This window comes from Algibacter ulvanivorans, assembly GCF_048381495.1.
Lineage (GTDB): Bacteria > Bacteroidota > Bacteroidia > Flavobacteriales > Flavobacteriaceae > Algibacter_B > Algibacter_B ulvanivorans.
The window spans coordinates 38,253-61,669 of record NZ_JBLWGD010000005.1 but is presented as its reverse complement, the minus strand read 5'-3'; the positions used below and the strand labels follow the sequence as shown (position 1 = coordinate 61,669).

General features: G+C 31.9%; 17 protein-coding genes and 1 tRNA gene. 5 read left to right on the top strand and 13 right to left on the bottom strand.

Annotated features, from left to right (window positions below):
- Positions 1 to 78: 78 nt before the first annotated feature.
- The gene (locus ACNG5D_RS12380; protein WP_418183837.1) at positions 79 to 1,188 is read right to left on the bottom strand and encodes a sensor histidine kinase; all 1,110 of its coding nucleotides are present in this window, start codon (positions 1,186 to 1,188) and stop codon (positions 79 to 81) included.
- Between the two features lie 494 nt (positions 1,189 to 1,682).
- Between ACNG5D_RS12380 and ACNG5D_RS12375 the strand changes: the two genes are divergently transcribed.
- The 5 genes from ACNG5D_RS12375 to rpe all read left to right on the top strand — a co-directional run bounded on the left by ACNG5D_RS12375 (position 1,683) and on the right by rpe (position 11,222).
- A complete protein-coding gene (locus ACNG5D_RS12375) occupies positions 1,683 to 6,110 on the top strand; it encodes a chemotaxis protein CheB (RefSeq protein ID WP_418183836.1) in 4,428 nt (1,475 codons plus the stop codon).
- A gap of 134 nt (positions 6,111 to 6,244) precedes the next feature.
- Positions 6,245 to 6,514, top strand: a complete 270-nt coding sequence (gene rpsO / locus ACNG5D_RS12370) for a 30S ribosomal protein S15 (RefSeq protein ID WP_418183835.1) — start codon at positions 6,245 to 6,247, stop codon at positions 6,512 to 6,514.
- 274 nt (positions 6,515 to 6,788) lie between these two features.
- Positions 6,789 to 9,047, top strand: a complete 2,259-nt coding sequence (locus tag ACNG5D_RS12365) for a polyribonucleotide nucleotidyltransferase (protein WP_418183834.1) — start codon at positions 6,789 to 6,791, stop codon at positions 9,045 to 9,047.
- A 417-nt stretch (positions 9,048 to 9,464) separates the two neighbouring features.
- Entirely contained in the window at positions 9,465 to 10,328 is an 864-nt protein-coding gene (locus ACNG5D_RS12360; protein WP_042497104.1) for a sigma-70 family RNA polymerase sigma factor, read from the top strand.
- Positions 10,329 to 10,559: 231 nt separating this feature from the next.
- A complete protein-coding gene (gene rpe, locus ACNG5D_RS12355; protein WP_418183833.1) occupies positions 10,560 to 11,222 on the top strand; it encodes a ribulose-phosphate 3-epimerase in 663 nt (220 codons plus the stop codon).
- Here the strand turns inward: rpe and ACNG5D_RS12350 are convergent.
- The 12 genes from ACNG5D_RS12350 to mraY form a co-directional block, all read right to left on the bottom strand.
- The gene (locus ACNG5D_RS12350) at positions 11,219 to 11,635 is read right to left on the bottom strand and encodes a CBS domain-containing protein (protein ID WP_418183832.1); all 417 of its coding nucleotides are present in this window, start codon (positions 11,633 to 11,635) and stop codon (positions 11,219 to 11,221) included. The two genes, rpe and ACNG5D_RS12350, sit on opposite strands and share 4 nt — an antisense overlap.
- Positions 11,636 to 11,725: 90 nt before the next feature.
- Entirely contained in the window at positions 11,726 to 12,145 is a 420-nt protein-coding gene (locus ACNG5D_RS12345; protein WP_418183831.1) for a CBS domain-containing protein, read from the bottom strand.
- A gap of 227 nt (positions 12,146 to 12,372) precedes the next feature.
- Positions 12,373 to 12,446, bottom strand: a tRNA-Arg gene (locus ACNG5D_RS12340).
- Positions 12,447 to 12,461: 15 nt separating this feature from the next.
- A complete protein-coding gene (locus ACNG5D_RS12335; RefSeq protein ID WP_418183830.1) occupies positions 12,462 to 12,914 on the bottom strand; it encodes a GatB/YqeY domain-containing protein in 453 nt (150 codons plus the stop codon).
- Positions 12,915 to 13,099: 185 nt separating this feature from the next.
- A complete protein-coding gene (ftsZ, locus tag ACNG5D_RS12330) occupies positions 13,100 to 15,106 on the bottom strand; it encodes a cell division protein FtsZ (protein ID WP_418183829.1) in 2,007 nt (668 codons plus the stop codon).
- Between the two features lie 54 nt (positions 15,107 to 15,160).
- A complete protein-coding gene (gene ftsA / locus ACNG5D_RS12325; RefSeq protein ID WP_418183828.1) occupies positions 15,161 to 16,477 on the bottom strand; it encodes a cell division protein FtsA in 1,317 nt (438 codons plus the stop codon).
- 3 nt (positions 16,478 to 16,480) lie between these two features.
- Positions 16,481 to 17,173: a cell division protein FtsQ/DivIB gene (locus ACNG5D_RS12320; RefSeq protein ID WP_418183827.1), complete on the bottom strand. Its 693-nt coding sequence runs from the start codon at positions 17,171 to 17,173 to the stop codon at positions 16,481 to 16,483.
- Between the two features lie 16 nt (positions 17,174 to 17,189).
- Positions 17,190 to 18,542 (bottom strand): UDP-N-acetylmuramate--L-alanine ligase, encoded by a 1,353-nt coding sequence (murC, locus tag ACNG5D_RS12315; RefSeq protein ID WP_418183826.1) that lies wholly within the window; start codon positions 18,540 to 18,542, stop codon positions 17,190 to 17,192.
- 5 nt (positions 18,543 to 18,547) lie between these two features.
- Positions 18,548 to 19,639, bottom strand: a complete 1,092-nt coding sequence (gene murG / locus ACNG5D_RS12310) for an undecaprenyldiphospho-muramoylpentapeptide beta-N-acetylglucosaminyltransferase (RefSeq protein ID WP_418183825.1) — start codon at positions 19,637 to 19,639, stop codon at positions 18,548 to 18,550.
- Positions 19,640 to 20,833, bottom strand: a complete 1,194-nt coding sequence (locus tag ACNG5D_RS12305; protein ID WP_418183824.1) for an FtsW/RodA/SpoVE family cell cycle protein — start codon at positions 20,831 to 20,833, stop codon at positions 19,640 to 19,642. It lies immediately after the preceding gene.
- A 10-nt stretch (positions 20,834 to 20,843) separates the two neighbouring features.
- Entirely contained in the window at positions 20,844 to 22,175 is a 1,332-nt protein-coding gene (gene murD / locus ACNG5D_RS12300) for a UDP-N-acetylmuramoyl-L-alanine--D-glutamate ligase (RefSeq protein ID WP_418183823.1), read from the bottom strand.
- Entirely contained in the window at positions 22,176 to 23,417 is a 1,242-nt protein-coding gene (gene mraY, locus ACNG5D_RS12295; protein WP_418183822.1) for a phospho-N-acetylmuramoyl-pentapeptide-transferase, read from the bottom strand.

Genomic DNA, 23,417 nt, shown 5'->3' with positions numbered 1-23,417 from the left:
AAAAAAATAATTACAACTTATTAAACAATATAATCAGCTATTTAGATTTAGCAACAAAACCTGAAAAATAAAGTGGTATTAGGCACTTTTAAGATAAATTGAAAATTCGCTTCCTACATCAACCTTACTGGTTACTGCAACTTTGCCTCCTAAAGATTCTATCTGGTTTCTAGTTATAAATAACCCCAAACCAATAGCATCTTTGTTTGAATGAAATGTATTATACATTTGAAAAAGTTTATCGCCATACTTTTCCATATCTATTCCTATCCCATTATCTCCAACTTTAAAAATTACATATTCATCTTGAACAGATGCTGATAACCTTATTTTTGGTAAACGTTTGTTAGACCTATATTTTATGGCATTTGTTAAAAAATTTAGAATAATACTATCTAAATATGCTGGTATGGCTTTAACACACAAATCTTCTTCAATGTAATTAATAATAGTTGTATTTGTATTTTTAGCCATGGCCGTAATATTATAAATAGATTTTTCTACATAATCATACAGGTTTAGTACTTGTATTTGACTTGCTTCTACTGTTTTTATTTTAGCTACATCGGTTAAATGTGAAACCGTTTCTTCAAGGTTAGCAATGGCTTTTTTTAACAAATCGAAATTTTCATTTTGGCATAAAATTTTATTTTCATCCTCTAGAAAACCCGCTATTGATGATAAATTTCCTGAATGCGATCTTAAATTATGTGTAATAATATTAGCAAAAGATGTAAGTCTCTCATTTTGCTCTCTTACTACCCCAAGCATCATTTTAAGTTTATCTTGGTTTCTTTTACGCCCTGTGATATCTGATAGTTGCCAAATCATATTACTCGGTTCTCCTTTTTTATTTATAATTAAAGACACCGATATTAAAACCCAAATTATAGTTCCGTCCTTATTGAAATACCTTTGCCTAACACGATAGCCTTCTATTTTACCTTGCATTAGTCTTTCGTACTTTTTTTGATGCACTCCTAAATCTTCTCTAAAAACAATATTTTCTATATTCATATTAAACAATTCATGCCTAGAGTATCCAAATAAATTACAAATACTGTCATTTACTTTTATCCAATCGCCATCTAATGTTAAAATAACAATGCCATCATATGTATTATTAAAAATTTGTTCTAAGAAATCGTAGGTTTCAGGAGAGTTAACCCGAGGATATAGCTTTTTCATGGGTATAAATTATAAGTTGCTAGTTTGCAAACGGTTAAATAATCATTAAAAAACTTTAACACTTTTAATTTAGGAATAGAAATTACAAAAAAAACCTTACAAAAACAAGAATATTTTTTTTATATAATAAAGATTTACAACACTTTACAACAAAAACCAGAAAAAAGCAACTAATTGCTTTTAACCTACAAAACCACTTATAAAAATATTTTTTACAGTATACCCCCACAAACACTAATATTTAAAGAGGCACACTTCATTAAAAGTGTAATATAAAAGCCTCATTTTTCTTAAATACTAACTAAAAATGCACTTCATCTATAAAATTCTAAAAAAATAAGATAAATCCCATGTTTTAAAAGAAAATTCCTATATTTTTTTTAAAAAATTATATATATTGACATTGTGTTTACAAAGGCTAAAATATTCTCCCTAACAGATTTTTCTTTGTAAATATTATATTTAGTAAAAACAAATTAGTCTGCAACAATTAAATGGAACAAAAAGAAAGCAGTTTTTACACAGTAGGTATAGGTGCCTCGGCTGGAGGATTAAAGGCACTACAAGAACTTTTTGACAGTATACCTTCTAATACAGGCATGGCTTTTGTAATTATACAACACCTTTCGCCAGATTTTGAAAGCTTAATGCCCGAACTATTAAGCAAGCATACAAGCATGCCCATTTATACTGCAAAAGAAAAACAAAATTTAAAGCCAAATTGTATTTATTTAAATATAAGAACCAAAAACTTACAAATTAAAGGCTCTAAATTACACTTACAAGATAGAGACCCAAAAAGCAAATTAAACTTACCGATAGACATTTTTTTCCATACTTTAGGTGAAGAATTTAAAGACAAAGCGGTTGCTGTAATACTATCTGGCACAGGGTCCGACGGTTCTAGAGGCATTAGAACAGTTAAAGAAAGTGGTGGCACTATTATAGTTCAAAACCCAAGCAATGCGCAATTTAATGGCATGCCAAACTCTGCAATAAATACAAATACTGCAGACTACATTTTAAACATAAAAGAAATTGCAAATACTTTAGTAAAAAAACCAACAAAACTCCCTTTAATAGATACAAACACAAATTATATTGATGAGGTTGAAAATAATATTAAAAAAATACTAACAAATGTTTTTAAGTTTTCTGGTATAGATTTTAGAGAATATAAAAAAAATACGCTTTTACGTAGAATTGAAAAAAGAATGAACATTAACAACATTCATAATTTAGATGATTACGCAAAGCTAATTGAAAACAACACCAACGAAAAACAAGCTTTAAAAGAAGATTTTTTAATAGGTGTTACCCGTTTTTTTAGAGACGAAGAAGCTTTTCTAGATTTAAAAAAGCATATAATACCAGAAATTTGCACCTCAAAAAAAAGAGGCGATACTATTAGAATTTGGATACCTGGTTGCTCTACCGGAGAAGAAGTATATTCTATAGCTATTTTATTTCAAGAATATATAACAGAAAACAAATTAAATATTAATTTTAAAATATTTGCTACAGATATAGACCCGAGAGGCTTAAATATAGCTGGATTTGGCTTATACGATGTTAATATTATTAATGAGCTAGACAAAGACTACCTTGAACGCTACTTTTTTAAAAACGGCGAACGCTTTCAAATTATAAAAAGCATAAGAGAGAAAATAGTATTTTCTAACCACAATTTAATTAGCGATGCTCCATTTATTAACATGGATTTTATTTCGTGCAGAAACCTTCTTATTTATTTAGATATTAATATTCAGAAAAAAGTAATGCAAAACTTTCAGTTTTCTCTAAATATATTTGGATATTTATTTCTTGGTAATAGCGAATCTTTAAGAGGCATTTCAAAATATTTCAAAACCATTAATTCTAAATGGAAAATTTTTCAAAATATTACAAAACCAAAATATTCTTCTAATCATATTCAAGCTTTTTCAAAATTAAAGGAACAATTTAGTTCTAGAAAAAACATGTCGTTTGAATTAAAAAAACCAAGTTCAAATAATTTAGATGAATATATTTTCGATAAATATTTAAGCAGGCGTTATAGTCCAGATTCTATTTTTATAGATTCTAATTTTAATATTTTATTTATAACAGGAGGTGTTGGCAAAAAACTATACCATAGTGAAGGTGCTTTTCAAAACAACTTGCTAAAGGTAGTAAACACCGAAACGGCCAATATTATAAGAACTGGAATTAGGCGGCTTGAAAACGAAAAACAAGATATATTAATAACAAATATTATTAATAAAACCGAACATGGCAATTTTACATTCGATTTAAAATTCCATAAACCACTATATAACCAAAAATTAAATAATTACTACTTAATAGAATTTAGCGAAGAAAAAATTTCGAACAAAAAAGATAAAGATGCCGTAGTAATTAGTAACATTAATATAAGCGAAAGCTCAAATCAAAGAATTGAAGATTTAGAGTACGAACTTAACGCTGTAAAAGCAGACTTACAAAAAGCCATAGAAGAACTAGAAACTACAAACGAAGAGTTACAATCTTCTAACGAAGAACTCATGGCATCTAACGAAGAACTGCAAAGCACCAATGAAGAATTACAATCTGTAAACGAAGAATTATACACCGTTAATACAGAACTACAAGAAAAAAACGACGAACTAACAAACTTAAGTAACGATGTATCTAACCTTTTAGATAATACCGAAATTGCTACTGCATTTCTAGACACCAATTTACGTATTAGGAAATTTACACCAGCACTAAAAAACATTTTTAATTTACATGATGACGATATTGGAAGGCCATTAGCCAACTTTACGTCTAATTTTGACGATAACACCAGAAAATTAATAATTAATAATGCAAAATTAACGTTAGAAAAACTAACAACTATTGAAACCCAGTTAGAAGATAGCTATGGTAATTTTTACTTTCAAAGAATAAGCCCGTTTATAACATCAAACAAAACTATTGATGGCATTGTAATAACCATTGATAATATAAACAAAATTAAAGAAATAGAAAAAGAACTTGCCGAAAAAGACATAAAATACCACAACCTTTTTGAAAACCTAAACGAAGGTTTTATTCATGCAAAAATTATTACAGACAAAAAGGGGAAAGCTATAGATTGGCAATATCTTGACGTTAATCCTGCGTACGAAAAACTATTAAACCTAAATGCCAAAGATTTAATAGGACAACGAGTTACAAAAATATTACCCGGTTTAGTTAACGACCCTAATAAATGGATTGAAAAGTATGGACAAACCGCCTTAACAGGAGAAGAAACAAAAATAGAAGGCTATGTAAAAGCATTAGACAAATACTTTTATGTAAATGCTTTTTCACCTAAAAAGGGAGAATTTGCCGCTACCGTTTCAGATTTTACAGAGTTAAAAAGAAAAGAAGAAGCTTTAATAAAAAGCCAATACGAGCTTAATAGAGTGCAAAAAATCACCCATGTAGGCAGTTGGTCTTTAAACATTGAAACAGGTGAAGTAGAATGGACTGAAGAATTATTTAGAATTTTTAGGTTAGACTCAAAACTCTCACCTCCAAATTATGGCATTCATAAAAAATTGTTTACCAAAGAAAGCTGGAACACCCTATCAAAAGCAGTAGAAAAAACAAAAACAAAAGGCATACCGTACGAGCTCGAACTAAACATGGTTAGAGATAATAATGAAATTGGTTGGCTATGGGCCAAAGGAGAAGCCGTAAAAAACAGCAATAATAAAATTATTGGTTTAAGAGGTTCTGCCCAAGATATTACCGAAATAAAAAACAACCAAAAAGCTTTAATTTATGCAAAAAAACAAGCCGAAGCCTCAGATCTCGCTAATAGGCAAAAAAATTATTTCTTAGCCAATATGAGCCATGAAATAAGAACACCAATGACAGGTGTTTTAGGCTTTGCCGAATTACTAAAAGCAGATAATTTAAACAAAAAAGACCAATTAAAGTATATTGAAATAATAGACAACAACTCCAAACAATTACTTAACCTAATTGATGTATCGAAAATAGAAACTAACGAAATTAAGCTTGTTTATAAAGAGTGCCATATATCCAACCTTATTAAAAACTTAGAGTTAACATACAACCAAATAAAAGTTGCAAAAAACAAAAGCAACCTTAATTTTGTTTCAAGTTTCCCCAAAAATTTAGAAAATTTAGTTGTGCTTACAGATCCACAAAGGCTAGAACAAGTAATATGCAATTTACTTAATAATGCACTTAAATTCTCTGAAAAAGGCGATATAAGCTTCGGTTTTTCACAACAAGAAGATTACATAAAATTTTATGTTAAAGACCACGGTATTGGCATTGCCAAAAACAAACAAAAAGAAATTTTTGAACGTTTTAAACAACTTAACTTAAAAAACAAAGCAAAATACGGAGGCACAGGCTTAGGTCTATCTATTTGTAAAGGCATAGTAACACTTCTAGGCGGTGAAATATGGGTAGAATCCAAAAGGTACCAAGGTACTTTATTCGAATTTACCATACCATTAAAAAAAGTTAACACAAAAATTAACGGAGCACATAAGCTAACCAAAAACTTTCTAAAAAATAAATCTATTTTAATTGCTGAAGATGATAAATTAATAAGAATGTTATTAGCTGCCGTATTAAAAAACACAGGCGCAAATGTAACCTTTGCTAATAACGGAAAAATTGCTGTAAAATATTTTAAAGACAACCCCAATGTAGACATTATTTTACTAGATATTAGAATGCCAGAAATGAATGGCATTGAAGCCATGGAACACATGTTAAAAATAAACCCTAAAGCAAAAATAATAATGCAAACAGCTCATGCTATGGAAGACGAAAAAGAAATTTGCTTTAAAAAAGGATGTGTAGATTTTTTATCTAAACCCATTGTAAAAGAAAAATTATTTGAAACCATAGGAAAATGGCTTAACTAACAACTAATATTACGAATTAAAATACACTTAAAAATAAATACCTAAAGCTAAACACAAAACAATTAAAAGTAGTATATTTGCCGCTCGAAAGAAAAACTTTCGTGTACATAACAATCATTTACAATAATATTAGCATGTATTTAACAAAAGAAGCAAAAGAAAATTTGTTTGCAAAACACGGTAAAGGAAAAAACGATACTGGTTCTGCAGAAGGGCAAATTGCACTATTTACACAAAGAATTAACCACTTAACAGAGCACTTAAAACAAAATCGTAAAGATTATAACACAGAGCGCTCGTTAGTAAAATTAGTAGGAAAGCGTCGTGCTTTACTAGATTACTTAACTAAGAAAGATATTTTAAGATATCGTGCCATAGTTAAAGAATTAGGTTTAAGAAAATAATCTTAACAATTATAAAACCACGTTTTTAGCGTGGTTTTTTTTGTTTTGCGTTAGGGATTGTAATGAAAAGCCCAATCCTTGTGGTAACACCCATAAAAATATAACTCGAACGTAGGAGTTTAAACCACGTAATTTATAAAAGAAGCTAATTATAGTTTTTCATTGGTCAAAACAGACATTTATTTGTCGCACACAACAACTACACACAACAACACAACGACCATTGTTTAACATAATTTGGGTATGTATACACCTAAATTACAAGAAAAAATTTATGATTCCAAAAACATTTAAAGAGGTTATTAACCTAGGCGATGGTAGAGAAATTTCTATCGAAACCGGAAAATTAGCAAAACAAGCACATGGTAGCGTTGTGGTTCAGTCTGGAAAATGTATGCTATTGTGTACAGTAGTTTCTAATTACAAATCTGCAGATGTAGATTTTTTACCTTTAACGGTAGATTATCGTGAAAAATTTGCTGCTGCTGGACGTTATCCTGGTGGTTTCTTTAAAAGAGAAGCAAGACCTAGTGACGGTGAGGTTTTAACGATGCGTTTAGTAGATCGTGTTTTACGCCCATTATTCCCAAAAGATTACCATTCTGAAACTCAGGTAATGATTCAGTTAATGTCTCATGACCCAGAAGTTATGCCAGATGCTATGGCAGGATTAGCTGCTTCTGCTGCTATTCAATTATCAGACTTCCCATTTGAATGTCCAATTTCTGAAGTAAGAGTTGGTCGCATTAATGGTGAATTCATTATTAACCCTTCTTTTGCTCAATTAGAAGAGTCTGACATCGATATGGTTATTGGTGCTTCTGCCGATTCTGTAATGATGGTTGAAGGTGAAATGGATGAGATTTCTGAAGAAGAAATGACCGAAGCTATTAAGTTTGCACACGAAGCTATTAAAGTACAATGTGCCGCTCAAGTTGCACTTGCTGAAGCTTTTGGTAAAAAAGAAGTTCGTGAATACGAACCAGAAAGAGCAGATGAAGATTTAGCAAAGAAAATACACGATATGGCTTACGATAAAGTGTATGCTGTTGCTAAAGCAGGATCGTCTAAACATGAAAGAGGTGCTGCATTCGCTGAAATAAAAGAAGAAATTATTGCTAGTTTTTCTGAAGAAGAAATTGAAGATTACGGCGGATTAATTTCTAAATATTATTCTAAAGCTGAAAAAGCAGCAGTTAGAGATTTAACATTAAACGAAGGCTTACGTTTAGATGGCCGTAAAACTACAGACATTAGACCAATTTGGTGCGAGGTAGATTATTTACCATCTACACACGGTTCTTCTATTTTTACTCGTGGAGAAACTCAAGCTTTAGCTACAGTTACTTTAGGAACAAGTAGAGAAGCAAACCAAATAGACATGCCATCATACGAAGGTGAAGAGCGTTTTTATTTACACTACAACTTCCCTCCTTTTTCAACCGGTGAAGCACGACCAATTCGTGGAACTTCGCGTCGTGAAGTAGGTCATGGTAACTTAGCACAACGTGCATTAAAAGGTATGGTGCCAGAAGATTGCCCATATACAGTTCGTGTGGTTTCTGAAATTTTAGAATCTAACGGATCATCGTCTATGGCAACCGTTTGTGCAGGAACAATGGCTATGATGGATGCCGGTGTGCAACTTAAAAAACCAGTTTCTGGAATTGCTATGGGGTTAATCTCTGATGCCGATTCTGGAAAATACGCTGTACTTTCAGATATTTTAGGTGATGAGGATCACTTAGGAGATATGGACTTTAAAGTTACTGGTACTGCCGATGGTATTACCGCTTGCCAAATGGATATTAAAGTAAAAGGCTTATCATACGAAATTCTTGTTAATGCTTTAAAACAAGCACGCGATGGTCGTTTACATATTTTAGGAAAAATTACCGATACTATTGATACTCCAAATTCTGAAGTTAAGGAACACGCACCTACAATGATTACAAGACGCATTCCTAACGAATTTATTGGAGCGCTAATTGGTCCTGGCGGAAAAGTAATACAAGAATTACAAAAAGAAACTGAAACTACTATTGTAATTAACGAAGACCCTGTTACAGAAGAAGGTATTGTTGAAGTTTTAGGTGTTGGAAGCAAAGGTATTGATGCCGTTATTGCAAAAATTGATTCGCTATTATTTAAACCAGAAGTTGGTAGTATATACGAAGTAAAAGTTATTAAAATGTTAGATTTTGGTGCTGTTGTAGAATATACTGAAGCTCCGGGCAATGAGGTTTTATTACACGTTAGCGAACTAGCATGGGAACGTACCGAAAATGTAAGCGATGTTGTAAACATGGGCGATGTATTTGATGTAAAATACTTTGGAATAGATTCTAGAACTCGTAAAGAGAAAGTATCTAGAAAAGCTATTTTACCAAAACCAGAAGGCTATGTAGCAAGACCACCAAGAGACAACAAAGGTGGAAACCATAGAGGAAAAGATAATCGCGGACGCGATAATCGTAATCGCGACAATAAACGCGACGATAGAAAACCAAGAGAAGATAAAAAAGAAGATTAACTTCTTAATTTTTATTTAAACTTAAACATCCTGATAATTAAAACCATCAGGATGTTTTTTTTATACAAATATTAAAGTTAAAACATATATAAAATTTGTTTCATTATATTAAATGCAACAAAACAGAAAATCACTATAACCAAACAGCTTAAAATACATACAACACAAACTAGCAAATAGAAATACGTAAGTATTAAAAAAAGCTGTTAATTAAAAGGAATTATATAAAAATATGCTTATTTTTAACAATAATTAACACTTAAAAATGCTAATCTATGTGACTTTTTACAATTTTAAGAGTCTAACTATTAAAGAATTAAAAATAATTTAATCTTTTTTTGTAACAAAATCTATTATTTATACGTATAACTATTGAACGACCTATTTATTCACAATTAAATTCAGGACAACATTTAGATGAGACAACTTAAAATTACGAAGCAGGTAACTAATAGAGAAACCGCTTCGTTAGATAAATATCTACAGGAAATTGGTAAGGTTGATTTAATTACAGCCGATGAGGAAGTTGAATTAGCACAACGTATTAAAGCTGGCGATCAAGTAGCTTTAGAAAAGCTAACCAAGGCCAATTTACGTTTTGTGGTATCGGTTGCAAAACAATACCAAAACCAAGGACTTACATTACCTGATTTAATTAATGAAGGTAATTTAGGTTTAATTAAAGCTGCTCAACGTTTTGATGAAACACGTGGTTTTAAATTTATATCGTACGCCGTTTGGTGGATTCGTCAATCGATTTTACAAGCATTAGCTGAACAATCGCGTATTGTACGTTTACCATTAAACAAAATTGGATCTATAAACAAGATTAATAAAACATTTGCTTTTTTAGAGCAAAGTCATGAGCGTCCACCTTCAGCTGAAGAAATTGCTAAAGAGTTAGACATGACTATTAACGATGTTAAAGAATCTATGAAAAACTCTGGACGCCATGTAAGCATGGACGCTCCTTTAGTTGAAGGCGAAGATTCTAACTTATACGATGTATTAAACTCTGGGGAATCGCCAAACCCAGATCGAGAACTATTACACGAATCTTTACGTACCGAAATTGAACGCGCTTTAGAAACTTTAACACCTCGTGAAGCAGATGTTATTCGTTTATATTTTGGTTTAGGCAACCAACACCCTATGACTTTAGAAGAAATTGGTGAAACTTTCGATTTAACTCGTGAGCGTGTAAGACAAATTAAAGAAAAAGCTATTCGTAGATTAAAACATACGTCTAGAAGCAAAATATTAAAAACATATTTAGGATAGTAATTACTTTAAATTACGACTAAATTACAGTAACAACAGTTACAACATAACTGTTCGTTTTTTGATTGATGAAAGAACCCGCGGCTGATTACCGCGGGTTTATTTTTTAATACTAAGTTTATCTCAAAAAACAGAGTTTTTTATTTTCACAAAACAACCTTCATTACTTATATTTCACATAAAATCTACATATTTTAATTACATTTGCAGCAATTATAAAAGTATATTTAAATGAGTTCTAAATTAATTGCACCATCAGTACTTGCTGCAGACTTTGCCAACCTACAACGCGACATAGAAATGGTTAACCATAGTGATGCCGATTGGTTTCACATTGACATTATGGATGGTGTTTTTGTACCAAATATTTCATTTGGTATGCCTGTTTTACAAGCTATTACAAAACATGCTAAAAAAACTATAGATGTGCATTTAATGATTGTAGATCCAGACAGATACATAAAGACTTTTGCTAATTTAGGTAGTGATATCTTAACTGTGCATTACGAAGCTTGTACGCATTTACACCGTACACTTCAAGCAATAAAAAGTGAAGGCATGAAAGCCGGTGTTGCTTTAAACCCACACACCAATGTTAGCTTACTTGAAGATACGATAAATGATATTGATTTAGTTTGTATTATGAGTGTAAACCCAGGGTTTGGCGGTCAAAGTTTTATTGAAAACACCTACAACAAGGTTAAACAACTTAAAGAACTAATTACAAAAAAAGGAGCTTCTACCATAATTGAAATTGATGGTGGTGTTACCAATAAAAATGCAAAACAACTTATTGATGCTGGCGCTGATGTATTGGTAGCGGGAAGCTATGTTTTTAAAAGCTCTAACCAAACAGAAACAATAAAGAACTTAAAAGCCTTAGCTAACTCTTAAAGATGCTTTACCAAATAGTTTAATAAGTCTGTAGAGGTAATTATACCAACTAAATCGCCATTATCTACAATGGGTAGAGCATGAAATTCGCGTTCGGCTAAAATTTTTGCTGCTTCTTTTATTGATGTATCACTTGTAATAGTTACTACATTTTTAACCATAGCCTGCTCAATTGTAAATGAGTTGTAAACAACCGAATCTATCGTATTTTGGTTGGCAGATGTTTCTGCAAAACTAATACGCATTAAATCTGTAAAACTTAACATTCCAACTATTACACCATGAGACATTACAGGTATATGTTTAATTTTATATCTGTTAAATAACAATTCTGCTCGCTCTAAGTCTTCTCTTGGTGTTAATGCAATTATATTTTTAACCATTATTGTTGAAACTGGTATGTAAGGTCTCATAACTTTATTATTTTAAATTATTAAATAAAATTACTTCATAAAAAACATGTATAATATGACATATATCAGCTATAGAAAATTAGAAAAAAACTAAAATTGTTTTAATAAATATTTTATTAAATCTGTTGTTGTTACAATTCCAACTAACTTATTATTAGTTACTACGGGTAATGCGTGAAACTCCTTGGTTGCTAAAATTTCTGCTACTTGTTTTATTGAAGTAGACGATGTTATTGTTTCAATACTTTTTTTCATTACTTGATCTATACTAAACATATTATAAATCATTACATCTGCGGCATTATCATCGTCATTAGTTATATCTGCAAAACTTAACCTCAGCAAATCGGTATAACTTAACATACCAATAATTACTTTACCACTAACAACTGGTATGTGTCTAATTTTATAGTGCTTAAATAGGTGTTCTGCTTTTTCTAAATTATCGGTTTTATTTAATGTAATAACATTTTGTGTCATTATCATTGAAATAGGTGCTTTTCTAATCATGACATTATATTTTTTGCTTGGCTTGATAAAATTACCAAACCAAAACTTAAAATTGTATGACAAAAGTCATGGCAAAACAATTAACAATGAAGTAAAAAATAATATTTTAAATTACCTCACAAAGTATTTTACAACATACATGTAAAAACAACTCTGCTCTAAAAACAATAAACCGGAAGCAAAATTATGAGTAAACACAATCTTGTTTCCGGTTTTCTATTTGTTTGTGACCCCGACAGGATTCAAACCTGTAACCCTCAGAGCCGAAATCTGATGCGCTATTCAGTTGCGCCACGGGGCCATTTATTAAAATAAACTAGTTTGCCAATTTAGCTTTTACAATATTAGATATCGTTTTACCATCGGTTTGACCAGCTAATTCCTTACTTACTATACCCATAACTTTCCCCATATCTTTCATGCCTTGTGCGCCTACTTGATCTATAGTGGCCACAACTACTTTTTCAACTTCTTCTTCGGTTAAGGCTTCAGGTAAAAATTGGCTAATAACTTCGGCTTCATCAATTTCTGGTAATGCCAAATCTTTTCTGTCTTGTTTTAAAAAAATAGCTGCACTATCTTTACGTTGCTTAACTAATTTTTGAAGTATTTTTAGTTCCTGTTCTTCTGTTAACTCTTCATTTGCTCCACTTTCTGTTTTAGCTAATAATATAGCTGATTTTACAGCTCGTAAAGCGGTTAAAGCGGTTTGATCTTTAGATTTCATTGCTTCCTTTAAAGCAGTCATTACTTCTTGTTGTAAACCCATAATATTTTAATATTTACCTAGGTGCGAAGATAGAAAAAAGTTAGAAGCCTAAACTTAGTTACTAGAAGAAAAAGAATAAATTTAATTTTATCAATTACGAATTAATATTTTTATAAAAAACCCGAAAAGTTGAGGGAACTTTTCGGGTTATTAAATAACACACTAGGTTAAATTCGCAATAATAATTAGTCTACATTATCGTGTAGAAATGAATTATTACTTCTTAACTGGATATCATCGTTATCATCTAATCCTATACTTGTTCTAGACAAATCGGTTTCTGATGAATGTTTTGCTGCATTTAAATCTACGCCTTGTCGCTTGTATGCAGGAACTTTTTCTATATCGTCTATTTTAGCATTGTTAAATTTATAATTGAAATCTTTCATTTTACGTCTTCGTTCTTCAGCACGCTCTTTAAGCAGTTCTGAAATTGGCGTATTCATTGGGTCTATTTCGTCTACTTCTTCTTCTAAAGCAGGCTCTACAACAACTTTCTTTTCAAAAACAACTTCTTCATCAATTTCTTCTAAAACTTCTTTGGTTGTGGTTTTTGTGTTGTTTATTGCTGGTTCTTTTTCAACATAATCATCTAAAGTGTAACGAATATCGCCTTCTTCATTGGTTTCATTAACGGTTATTAATTCTACATAATCATTAACAGGAATATTCTTTACATCTTCACTTAAACTATGAGAAATAACCTCTTCTTCTGGTGCTTCGTCTACCTTTTGTTTTGGTTCAGACAAAGGCAAATCGAAGGTTAGTGTAATTTGTTGTTCTTCTTCAATATAATCTGATATCACCTCTACGTCTTGAACATCTTCTATATCGGCAGCCATTCTTGTTACTGGCTTAATGATAAAATCTTCATCTTCTTCAACATCGGGCACATTAGCTTTTACCTCATCATAAACAACATTAATATTTTTAATAATTTCTGATGTTGGTATTAGTTTAAAATCGTCATGAACGTCTTCCTTTTTAACTATTGTCTTTTTTACGGCTTCTTTTTTTATAAAAACTGGGGTTTCTTCTTGTTCTATATCTAAAGTATGGCGTACAATTGGCGCTTCTTTCTTTTCTTCTAATACTATAGTTGGCTCAATAACTACGGGTTCTTTTTCTTTTGAGTCTAAATCTTGATCTTCACTAAGCGAGTGTACTACTTTTTTTGTTTCGGTATTAGAAATTTCGTCTTGTTGTTCTATATCAAAACCTGTAGCTATAATAGTTACAGCTATAGATTCTTCTAGGGCTTCGTCTTCTCCAACTCCCATTATAATGTTTGCTCCATGACCTGCTTCACTTTGAATATGGTCGTTTATTTCACCTATTTCATCAATAGTAATTTCTTGAGCGCCAGAAACTATTAGCAGCAATACGTTTTTGGCTCCTGTTATTTTATTATCGTTTAATAATGGTGAGTCTAGCGCCTTTCGAATGGCTTCTTGAGCACGATTTTGCCCTGATGCTAATGCAGATCCCATAATAGCCGTACCGCTATTGCTTAATACTGTTTTAGCATCGCGTAAATCTATATTTTGTGTGTAGTGATGTGTAATAACTTCGGCAATACCACGAGCAGCGGTTGATAATACTTCGTCTGCTTTAGAGAAACCTGCTTTAAACCCAAGGTTTCCGTATACTTCGCGAAGTTTATTGTTATTTATTACTATTAAAGAATCTACTACATCTCTTAATTTTTCTATTCCTTTTTGAGATTGTTCTATACGCATGCGCCCTTCAAACTGAAAAGGCATTGTTACTATACCTACTGTTAAGATATCTAAATCTTTAGCCATTTTAGCAATAATTGGAGCAGCTCCTGTTCCGGTTCCGCCTCCCATTCCTGCAGTTATAAATACCATTTTGGTATTGCTATCTAACATTTGAGAAATATCATCAAAACTTTCTACAGCGGCTTGTTCTCCTATATCTGGATTGGCCCCTGCACCTAACCCCTCGGTTAAGTTTAGCCCTAATTGTATTTTGTTTGGCACACCACTATTTTGCAATGCTTGGGCATCTGTATTACAGATATAGAAATCCACACCTTTAATACCTTGTAAAAACATGTGATTAATGGCATTACTACCTCCGCCACCAACACCTATGACTTTAATAACATTTGATTGATTTTTGGGTAAATCAAAAGAAATGCTTGTTTCGAATTCTTTTTTGCTGCTCATAAAATTCTATTTTTCTGGGGTTTTGTACTTTATATTTTATTTCAATGGATTTAATTACTCTGCGTTATCTAAAAAATCTTTAACGCGTTCGGTTAACTTGTCTAGAAACGAGCGTCTTTCCTTAACTGGTTTTTCTTTAACTTCTTCTGCTGCTTCTGGTGTTTCTATATCTTCTTTAACCTCGACTTGCTGCTGCTCTACTTTCTTTCTTTCTTGACGCTTTAAACCGTCTAAAACTAAACCTACAGCTGTTGCAAATAAAGGGCTTGTAATATCATCGTCACTATCTCCAGCCAAGTGTTCGTTTGGATATCCTATTCTGGTATCCATTCCTGTAATATATTCTACTAATTGCTTTAAATGTTTTAATTGACTACCGCCTCCTGTTAAAACAATTCCTGCTATTAATTTTTTCTTTTGTTCTTCGTGACCGTAATTTTTTATTTCTACATATACTTGTTCTACAATTTCTACAACTCTTGCATGTATAATTTTAGATAGGTTTTTTAATGTTATTTCTTTGGGCTCTCTTCCTCTTAGACCTGGAATAGATACAATTTCGTTATCTTTATTTTCTCCTGGCCATGCAGATCCAAATTTTATTTTTAGTAGTTCGGCTTGTTTTTCAATAATAGAACAGCCTTCTTTTATATCTTCAGTTATAACATTGCCTCCAAAAGGTATAACTGCTGTATGACGAATAATACCATCTCTAAAAATAGCTAAATCTGTAGTTCCGCCACCTATATCTATTAAAGCTACTCCAGCTTCTTTCTCTTCTTGGCTTAACACAGCGTTTGCAGATGCTAAAGGCTCTAAAGTTATACCTTCTAGGTCCAGCCCAGAACTTTGAACACAACGCCCAATGTTTCTAATGGATGATACTTGCCCAACAACAACATGAAAATTAGCTTCTAAACGGCCTCCATACATGCCTATTGGCTCTTTTATTTCGGCTTGTCCATCAACTTTATATTCTTGTGGTAAAACGTGTATAATTTCCTCTCCAGGAAGCATTACCAGTTTATGCACTTGATTTATAAGTCTATCGATATCCTTATCATCAATAACAGTTTCTGAATTTGATCGTGTTATGTAATCGCTATGTTGCAAACTTCTAATATGTTGTCCTGCAATTCCAACGGTTACTTCATCTATTTTCATATCTGCAGCAACTTCTGCCTCTTGTACGGCTTGTTGGATAGATTGAATGGTTTGCGTAATATTATTTACAACACCACGGTGCACACCTAAGCTTTTAGATTTTCCTATGCCTAAAATTTCAACTTTACCATATTCGTTTTTACGACCAATCATGGCCACAATCTTTGTGGTTCCAATGTCTAATCCTACTGCTAAATTATGCTCCATAGCTTAAATTTTGGTACATATTACTTGGTTTTCAAACTGTAAATTCACTTTACTATAATTGTTAAGTGCTTTATCTTTTTGATTTTTTTTATAAAATGCTTTAAGGTTATTAATTTTTTTATCTAAAAAATTATTGTCTCCTAATTGCACTAAAAAATTACATTTTCGAAGCTTTAAATAAAGCCTTTTATTAATATCTTGATGAATTTCGAAAACATGTTTTCTTAAAAATTCATCGTCTTTAATTTTACGTGCTATTTTATACACGTTTATTAAATTATTTTTTTCAACATAACCAGTAACTAATGGTACTCTTGCAGAATAATTTTTTGACAATGGCATATACGAACCTTCATCGTCAATATAATAAGACGCATTTGTACTAACTCTTGCAATAGGTGTTTTTTGTTCTACATCTGCGTTAAGCGTACCATTTACAGCAACATACACTTCTGCAGTTTTTATCATTGGATTAGATTTGAGGGCATTTTCTAATTCATTCAAAACTAAAGTTTCTTTAGGCACGTTTTTAACTCCACCGTAATTTTGTATTAACAATTTACTAACAGTTTCGTTTGAGATAAAAAGGTTGTGCTCTCCAACAAAAGTTATATTAGGACTTGATATAATTCTATTTGCATTTCTTGATGATGCAAATGCAAATAGAAAGACAACAATGCCTAACAACACTATCATTTTTATGTAACTCCAATTAACCTGCAACACTAAATTCTTTTTTTATTCGTTTTACTTCTTCTCCTATATCTCCAGCACCTATAGTTAAAATTACTTGCGCACTACTCTGGTGTATTTTAGACAATAACTGGTTTTTATTTATTAATTGTTTGCTTTTATTATCTATTTTATCTAACAGCCATGACGAGGTAACCCCAGGAATTGGCAGCTCTCTAGCTGGATAAATATCTAACAGCAACACCTCGTCGAATTGAGCTAAACTTTCAGCAAATTGAGTGGCAAAATCTTGAGTTCGACTATATAAATGAGGCTGAAATACAGCCAATACTTTTTTATTAGGGTACATTTCTCTTACCGCTTGATGTACTGCATTTATCTCTTCTGGATGGTGTGCATAATCATCAATAAAAACAAAATTATCTGTTTTAATATGATAAGTAAACCTACGTTTAACCCCTTTATAAGATGCTAAAGCTTTGGCGAGCTGTTGGTGCGGGCAACCATATTCTACAGCCATCGCCAAGGCTATTAATGCATTAGACAAATTATGTCTACCAGGTAGGTTAAATTGTATATTTTTAATAATTGTTTTTGGCGTTTTTACATCGAAAACGTAAGCGCCATTTTCAATTTTTATATTTTGAATATTATAATCTGAATCATCTTCAATACCGTAAGTTATTCCGTTTAATGGTAGTCCGTTTTTAATAAATAATTTTCCGTTAGGTTTTATTTTTTTTGAAAAATCTTTGAATGATTTCACTAATTCTGAAGCATCTCCATAAATATCTAAATGATCGGCATCCATTGAAGTTATACATGCAAAATTTGGCGACAACGTTAAAAAAGAACGGTCAAACTCATCAGCCTCAACTACAGAAACCTCTGCTCCGTTTAAAATTAAATTCGAGTTGTAATTTTCGCTAATGCCACCCAAAAAAGCAGTTAATGGTACGCTACACTCATGCATTAAATGTCCTAAAATACTTGTTGTTGTAGTTTTTCCATGCGTACCTGCCACAGCCAAACAAAATGTATTTTCTGTAATTAAACCTAAAACTTGCGATCGTTTTAAAACATTAAATCCATTATTTTTAAAATAATTAAGCTGCTTATGGTGTTTTGGTATAGCAGGCGTATAAACAATTAACGTCTCTTCAACATTTTTAAATGCACTATTAATAACCGTATCGGAATCTGTATAATGAACATTAATACCTAATGCTACCAAACCATTTGTAATATCGGTTTGCGTTTTATCGTAACCAGCAACCTGCTTATTATTAGCATGAAAGTAACGCGCTAAAGAACTCATGCCAATACCGCCAATACCAATAAAATAGATGTTATGTATATTTTTTAAATTCATTTACTTTATTTCAACAGCTCCTCTACTTGGTCTGCTATATCTTTTGTAGCATTAATTAACGCTAATTTTTTTATATTTTCTGATAATATTTTTTGCTTTTCTGGCGCATTTAGTAATTGCGAAAAATTGTTTTCAAAATCGGCATCTAAATCTTCCTCTTTAATCATTATAGCGGCATTTTCTTTTACAATAGACATGGCATTTTTTGTTTGATGATTTTCGGCTACATTTGGAGATGGAATAAACACAACTGGCTTACCTACTATACAAAGCTCTGAAACAGAGCTAGCGCCAGCTCTTGAAATTACTATATCTGCCGCCGCATATGCATAATCCATATTATTTAAAAACTCATACACCTGAACGTTTTTAGTATTATTATAAATTTTATATTGTTGATAATACAATTTACCGCATTGCCATATAACTTGAATGTTTTGAGTATCGAAAAAATCTAATTTAGCTTCAATTAATTGGTTAATTCTTCTCGCCCCTAAACTTCCTCCTATAATTAGAAGTGTTTGCTTACCGTGTTTTAAATCGAAAAAGTTTTTTGCTTCAACAATTTTTGTATCTACGTTAAACAAACCTTGACGCACAGGGTTTCCTGTTTTTATAATTTTTTCTTTAGGAAAAAAACGCTCTAAACCATCATAAGCCACACATATTTTTTTAGCTTTTTTAGAGAGCAGTTTATTTGTAATACCAGGATACGAATTTTGCTCTTGAATTAATGTTGGTATTTTATTTGAAGCCGCCACTTGTAATAACGGGCCACTTGCAAAGCCACCTGTACCAATAGCCACATCGGGTTTAAAAGACTTTATAATTTTACGAGCATTCCATAAGCTATGAAGCACTTTAAATGGAAAGCTTAAATTTTTAAATGTTAGTTTACGCTGAATACCAGAAATCCATAATCCCATTATTTCGTACCCTGCTTGTGGCACTTTTTCCATTTCCATTCTATCTTTAGCTCCTACAAATAAAAACTGAGCATCTGGATAACGCGACTTTAACTCGTTAGCAATAGCGATAGCAGGATAAATATGTCCTCCTGTTCCTCCTCCAGACAATATGATTTTATAGTTACTCATTTAAATGGTTTCTGATAATATTTCTAACGGATTATCTTCGTTAATTTCTTTTTCTTTTATTTCTTCTCTTTTTGCACTTACACTTAATATTATTCCTATAGCCAAACAGGTCATCCAGATAGAGGTTCCTCCACTACTTATTAATGGCAATGTTTGCCCTGTAACAGGAAATAACTCTACAGCAACAGCCATATTTATTAAGGCTTGAAATACTATAGGGAGTCCTACTCCTAAAACCAAAAGTTTCCCAAAAATGGTATCGGATTTTTGAGCCACTATTACTATTCTAAAAAGCAACCATAAATACAAGACCATAATTACAAAACCACCTAATAAACCGTATTCTTCAATTATGATAGCAAAAATAAAATCGGATGACGATTGTGGTAAAAAATTTTTTTGCATACTTTTTCCTGGTCCAACGCCCCATATCTGCCCTGTTGCAATTGCTATTTTAGCTTTTTCTATTTGATAATCTGCCTCAGTATCTTCAGGATTAGAAAAGCTTTCTATTCTTCCCATCCAGGTATCGACCCTGTTTGGCATGGCATCTGGAAATGCTTTAGCTATCAAAATAAATAGTGTTAAAACCAATATACCCGAACCTACAATCACCGCTAAATAACGTAATGGATACCCGCCTAAAAACACTAACATTATAACCATTAAAAACATAATTGCAGCGGTTGAAAAATTTGCTGGTAAAATGAGAATTAAAACAAAAAAAACGGGTGTCCAAAGTGGTAAAATACTAGCCTTAAACGTTATTATTTCATCCTTAATTTTCGACATATAACGCGCTACATAAACCATAAGTACTACGGCTGCTAAGGTGGAGGTTTGAAATGACATACCTACAAATGGAATTTGAATCCACCTACTTGCATTAGCACCATCAATAGTTTTTCCTTGTAAAATAGTTAAACCTAACAACAACAAAACCACAGGAATCATTATTAAAGATAACCCTTTAAAGTACCTATATGGTATTTTATGCACCCCATAAATTATTGCAAAACCCAAAAACAAATGCACAAAATGCTTAACAAAAAAAGTAAAAGTACTACTACCCGCCCCTTTATAAGCCAAATTACTAGCTGCACTATAAACAGGCAAAAACGAAAGAATAGCCAATAGCGCAACTATAGCCCATATTAAACGATCTCCTTTTATGTTTTTAAATAACGTTTGCACAAAATTTATTTTACAGGTTTCTTACAGCTTCTTTAAATTTACGTCCACGATCTTCGTAGTTTTCAAACAAATCAAAACTCGCACATGCTGGCGATAATAGTACGTTATCTCCAGACTCTGCAACTTTATAAGCTATTTTTACAGCTTCAGTCATAAATTGAGTTTCCACTATAACATCAACCATATTACCAAAGGTTTTTATTAATTTTTCATTATCTACACCTAAACATATTATAGCTTTCACTTTTTCGTTTACAAACTGAAATAACTCTTGGTAGTTGTTTCCTTTATCGACACCACCAACAATCCAAACAGTTGGCGCCCCCATGCTCTCTAACGCATAATATGTTGCGTTTACATTTGTAGCTTTAGAGTCGTTAATGTATTGCACTTTATTAATTTTAAGTACATTTTCTAATCGATGCTCTACACCTTGAAAGTTCTCTAAACTCTCTCTAATAGTTTGTTTTCTTATTTTTAACAAATGTGCCACAGTTGAAGCAGCCATTGCGTTTTTAATATTGTGCTTTCCTTCTAATTTTATTTTTGCTGTCGGCATAATTATTTCGTTGTTATTTATTGTTAGTTTAATATTTTCTTTATCTAAATACGCGCCATTTTTAATTGCTTTTTTTAATGAAAATGGTACTAATGTGGATTGAACTGGATGCTTTTTTAAATACTCTACAATTACATCATCATCGGCATCATAAATCAAATAATCGTTTTTAGTTTGATTCATCGCTATTCTAAATTTAGATTTGATATAATTTTCAAATTCATAATCATACCTATCTAAATGATCTGGAGTAATATTTAACAGCACCGCAATATTGGGTTTAAAATCTACAATATCGTCTAATTGAAAGCTGCTAATTTCCAACACATAGTTTTCAAAATCATCTTCAAGAATTTGCTTAGCAAAACTATCGCCAATGTTTCCAGCCAACCCAACATTTAATTCTTGTTTTAATATATGATGTGTTAATGTTGCTGTTGTTGTTTTACCATTACTTCCTGTAATTCCTACAATTGTTGCATTAGTAAATTTTGATGCAAACTCAATTTCTGAAACCACCGTTATTCCTTTTGCTCGTATTTGTTTAACCAAATGCACTTTGTCTGGAATACCTGGACTTTTCATCACAATGTCTGCATTTAGAATTTTTAATTCTGTATGCTTTTCATCTTCCCATTCAATCTCATTATGTATAAGAACTTGTTTATAATTTTCTTTTATCTTTCCTTTATCGGAAACAAAAACCTCAAACCCTTTTTCTTTCCCTAAAAGCGCCGTTCCTACTCCGCTTTCTCCACCACCAAGAACAACCAATCTTTTCATTTATCTAATTTTCAATGTCACTATTGAAAGTATAGCCAATAGTATTCCTATAATCCAAAACCGAGTAACTATTTTACTCTCGTGATATCCTGATTTTTGATAATGATGATGTAGTGGCGACATTTTAAAAATGCGACGCCCTTCTCCATACTTCTTTCTAGTGTATTTAAACCAGCTAACCTGCATAACTACCGATAAGTTTTCGGCCAAGAAAATGCCACACAATACTGGTATTAACCACTCTTTTCTTACCGCTATTGCAATTACTGCTATAATACCACCAATAGTTAAACTACCAGTATCTCCCATAAATACTTGCGCTGGATATGTATTGTACCATAGAAATCCAATAAGTGCCCCAACAAATGCTGCTATATAAATAGTAATTTCTTCTACCCTTGGTATGTACATTATATTAAGGTATTCTGAGAATACTATATTACCCGAAACCCAAGCAAAAATACCTAGTGTAAGTACTATAATTGCCGATGTTCCTGCCGCCAGACCATCTATTCCATCGGTTAAATTTGCTCCGTTCGATACTGCAGTGATAATAAAAATAGACACCAAAATAAAAATTACCCACGCATACTTTTCAAGATCTGAGCTTATCCAAGTGATTACTTTAGCGTAATCGAACTCGTTCCCTTTTACAAACGGAATTGTTGTTTTGGTAGACTTAACCTCTTTTTTAAATAGTTTTGTAGCCTCTATATCTGGGTTTTCTGCTAAAAGTACACGCTGTTGCTCTATTGGTAACTTTTCTTTCATTGTAACATCTTTATGAAAAAACAAAGTTGCTCCCACAATAATACCCAACCCTATTTGCCCGAGCACTTTAAAGCGTCCTTTTAACCCTTCCTTATCGTTTTTAAACTTTTTTAAATAATCGTCTATAAAGCCAATAACACCCATCCAAAGGGTTGTAACTATTAAAAGTATGATGTAAATATTTTCTAATTTGGCTAATAAAAAAACAGGAATTAATGTTGCTAGAATAATTATAATTCCACCCATAGTTGGTGTTCCTGCTTTTTCCTTTTGCCCCTCTAACCCCAAGTCTCTTATGGTTTCGCCCATTTGCTTTTTTTGAAGAAAACGGATAATTCTTTTACCATATATAGTAGAGATTAGCAAAGACAAAATCATAGCTAAAGCAGCCCTAAAGGTTAAAAAACCAAAAAGTGTAGCTCCTGGAAGCTGAAACTGTTTCTCTAAATATTCGAATACGTAATACAGCAT

Bases quoted from the DNA above. Each gene is read 5' to 3' on its own strand.
- ftsZ (WP_418183829.1), bottom strand. From the start codon at position 15,106: ATGAGCAGCAAAAAAGAATTCGAAACAAGCATTTCTTTTGATTTACCC.
- murG (WP_418183825.1), bottom strand. From the start codon at position 19,639: ATGAGTAACTATAAAATCATATTGTCTGGAGGAGGAACAGGAGGACAT.
- ACNG5D_RS12350 (WP_418183832.1), bottom strand. From the start codon at position 11,635: ATGAGACCTTACATACCAGTTTCAACAATAATGGTTAAAAATATAATT.
- murD (WP_418183823.1), bottom strand. From the start codon at position 22,175: ATGAAAAGATTGGTTGTTCTTGGTGGTGGAGAAAGCGGAGTAGGAACG.
- murC (WP_418183826.1), bottom strand. From the start codon at position 18,542: ATGAATTTAAAAAATATACATAACATCTATTTTATTGGTATTGGCGGT.
- ACNG5D_RS12320 (WP_418183827.1), bottom strand. From the start codon at position 17,173: ATGATAGTGTTGTTAGGCATTGTTGTCTTTCTATTTGCATTTGCATCA.
- ftsA (WP_418183828.1), bottom strand. From the start codon at position 16,477: ATGGAGCATAATTTAGCAGTAGGATTAGACATTGGAACCACAAAGATT.
- rpsO (WP_418183835.1), top strand. From the start codon at position 6,245: ATGTATTTAACAAAAGAAGCAAAAGAAAATTTGTTTGCAAAACACGGT.
- rpe (WP_418183833.1), top strand. From the start codon at position 10,560: ATGAGTTCTAAATTAATTGCACCATCAGTACTTGCTGCAGACTTTGCC.
- ACNG5D_RS12360 (WP_042497104.1), top strand. From the start codon at position 9,465: ATGAGACAACTTAAAATTACGAAGCAGGTAACTAATAGAGAAACCGCT.
- ACNG5D_RS12345 (WP_418183831.1), bottom strand. From the start codon at position 12,145: ATGATTAGAAAAGCACCTATTTCAATGATAATGACACAAAATGTTATT.
- ACNG5D_RS12365 (WP_418183834.1), top strand. From the start codon at position 6,789: ATGATTCCAAAAACATTTAAAGAGGTTATTAACCTAGGCGATGGTAGA.
- mraY (WP_418183822.1), bottom strand. From the start codon at position 23,417: ATGCTGTATTACGTATTCGAATATTTAGAGAAACAGTTTCAGCTTCCA.
- ACNG5D_RS12335 (WP_418183830.1), bottom strand. From the start codon at position 12,914: ATGGGTTTACAACAAGAAGTAATGACTGCTTTAAAGGAAGCAATGAAA.
- ACNG5D_RS12375 (WP_418183836.1), top strand. From the start codon at position 1,683: ATGGAACAAAAAGAAAGCAGTTTTTACACAGTAGGTATAGGTGCCTCG.
- ACNG5D_RS12380 (WP_418183837.1), bottom strand. From the start codon at position 1,188: ATGAAAAAGCTATATCCTCGGGTTAACTCTCCTGAAACCTACGATTTC.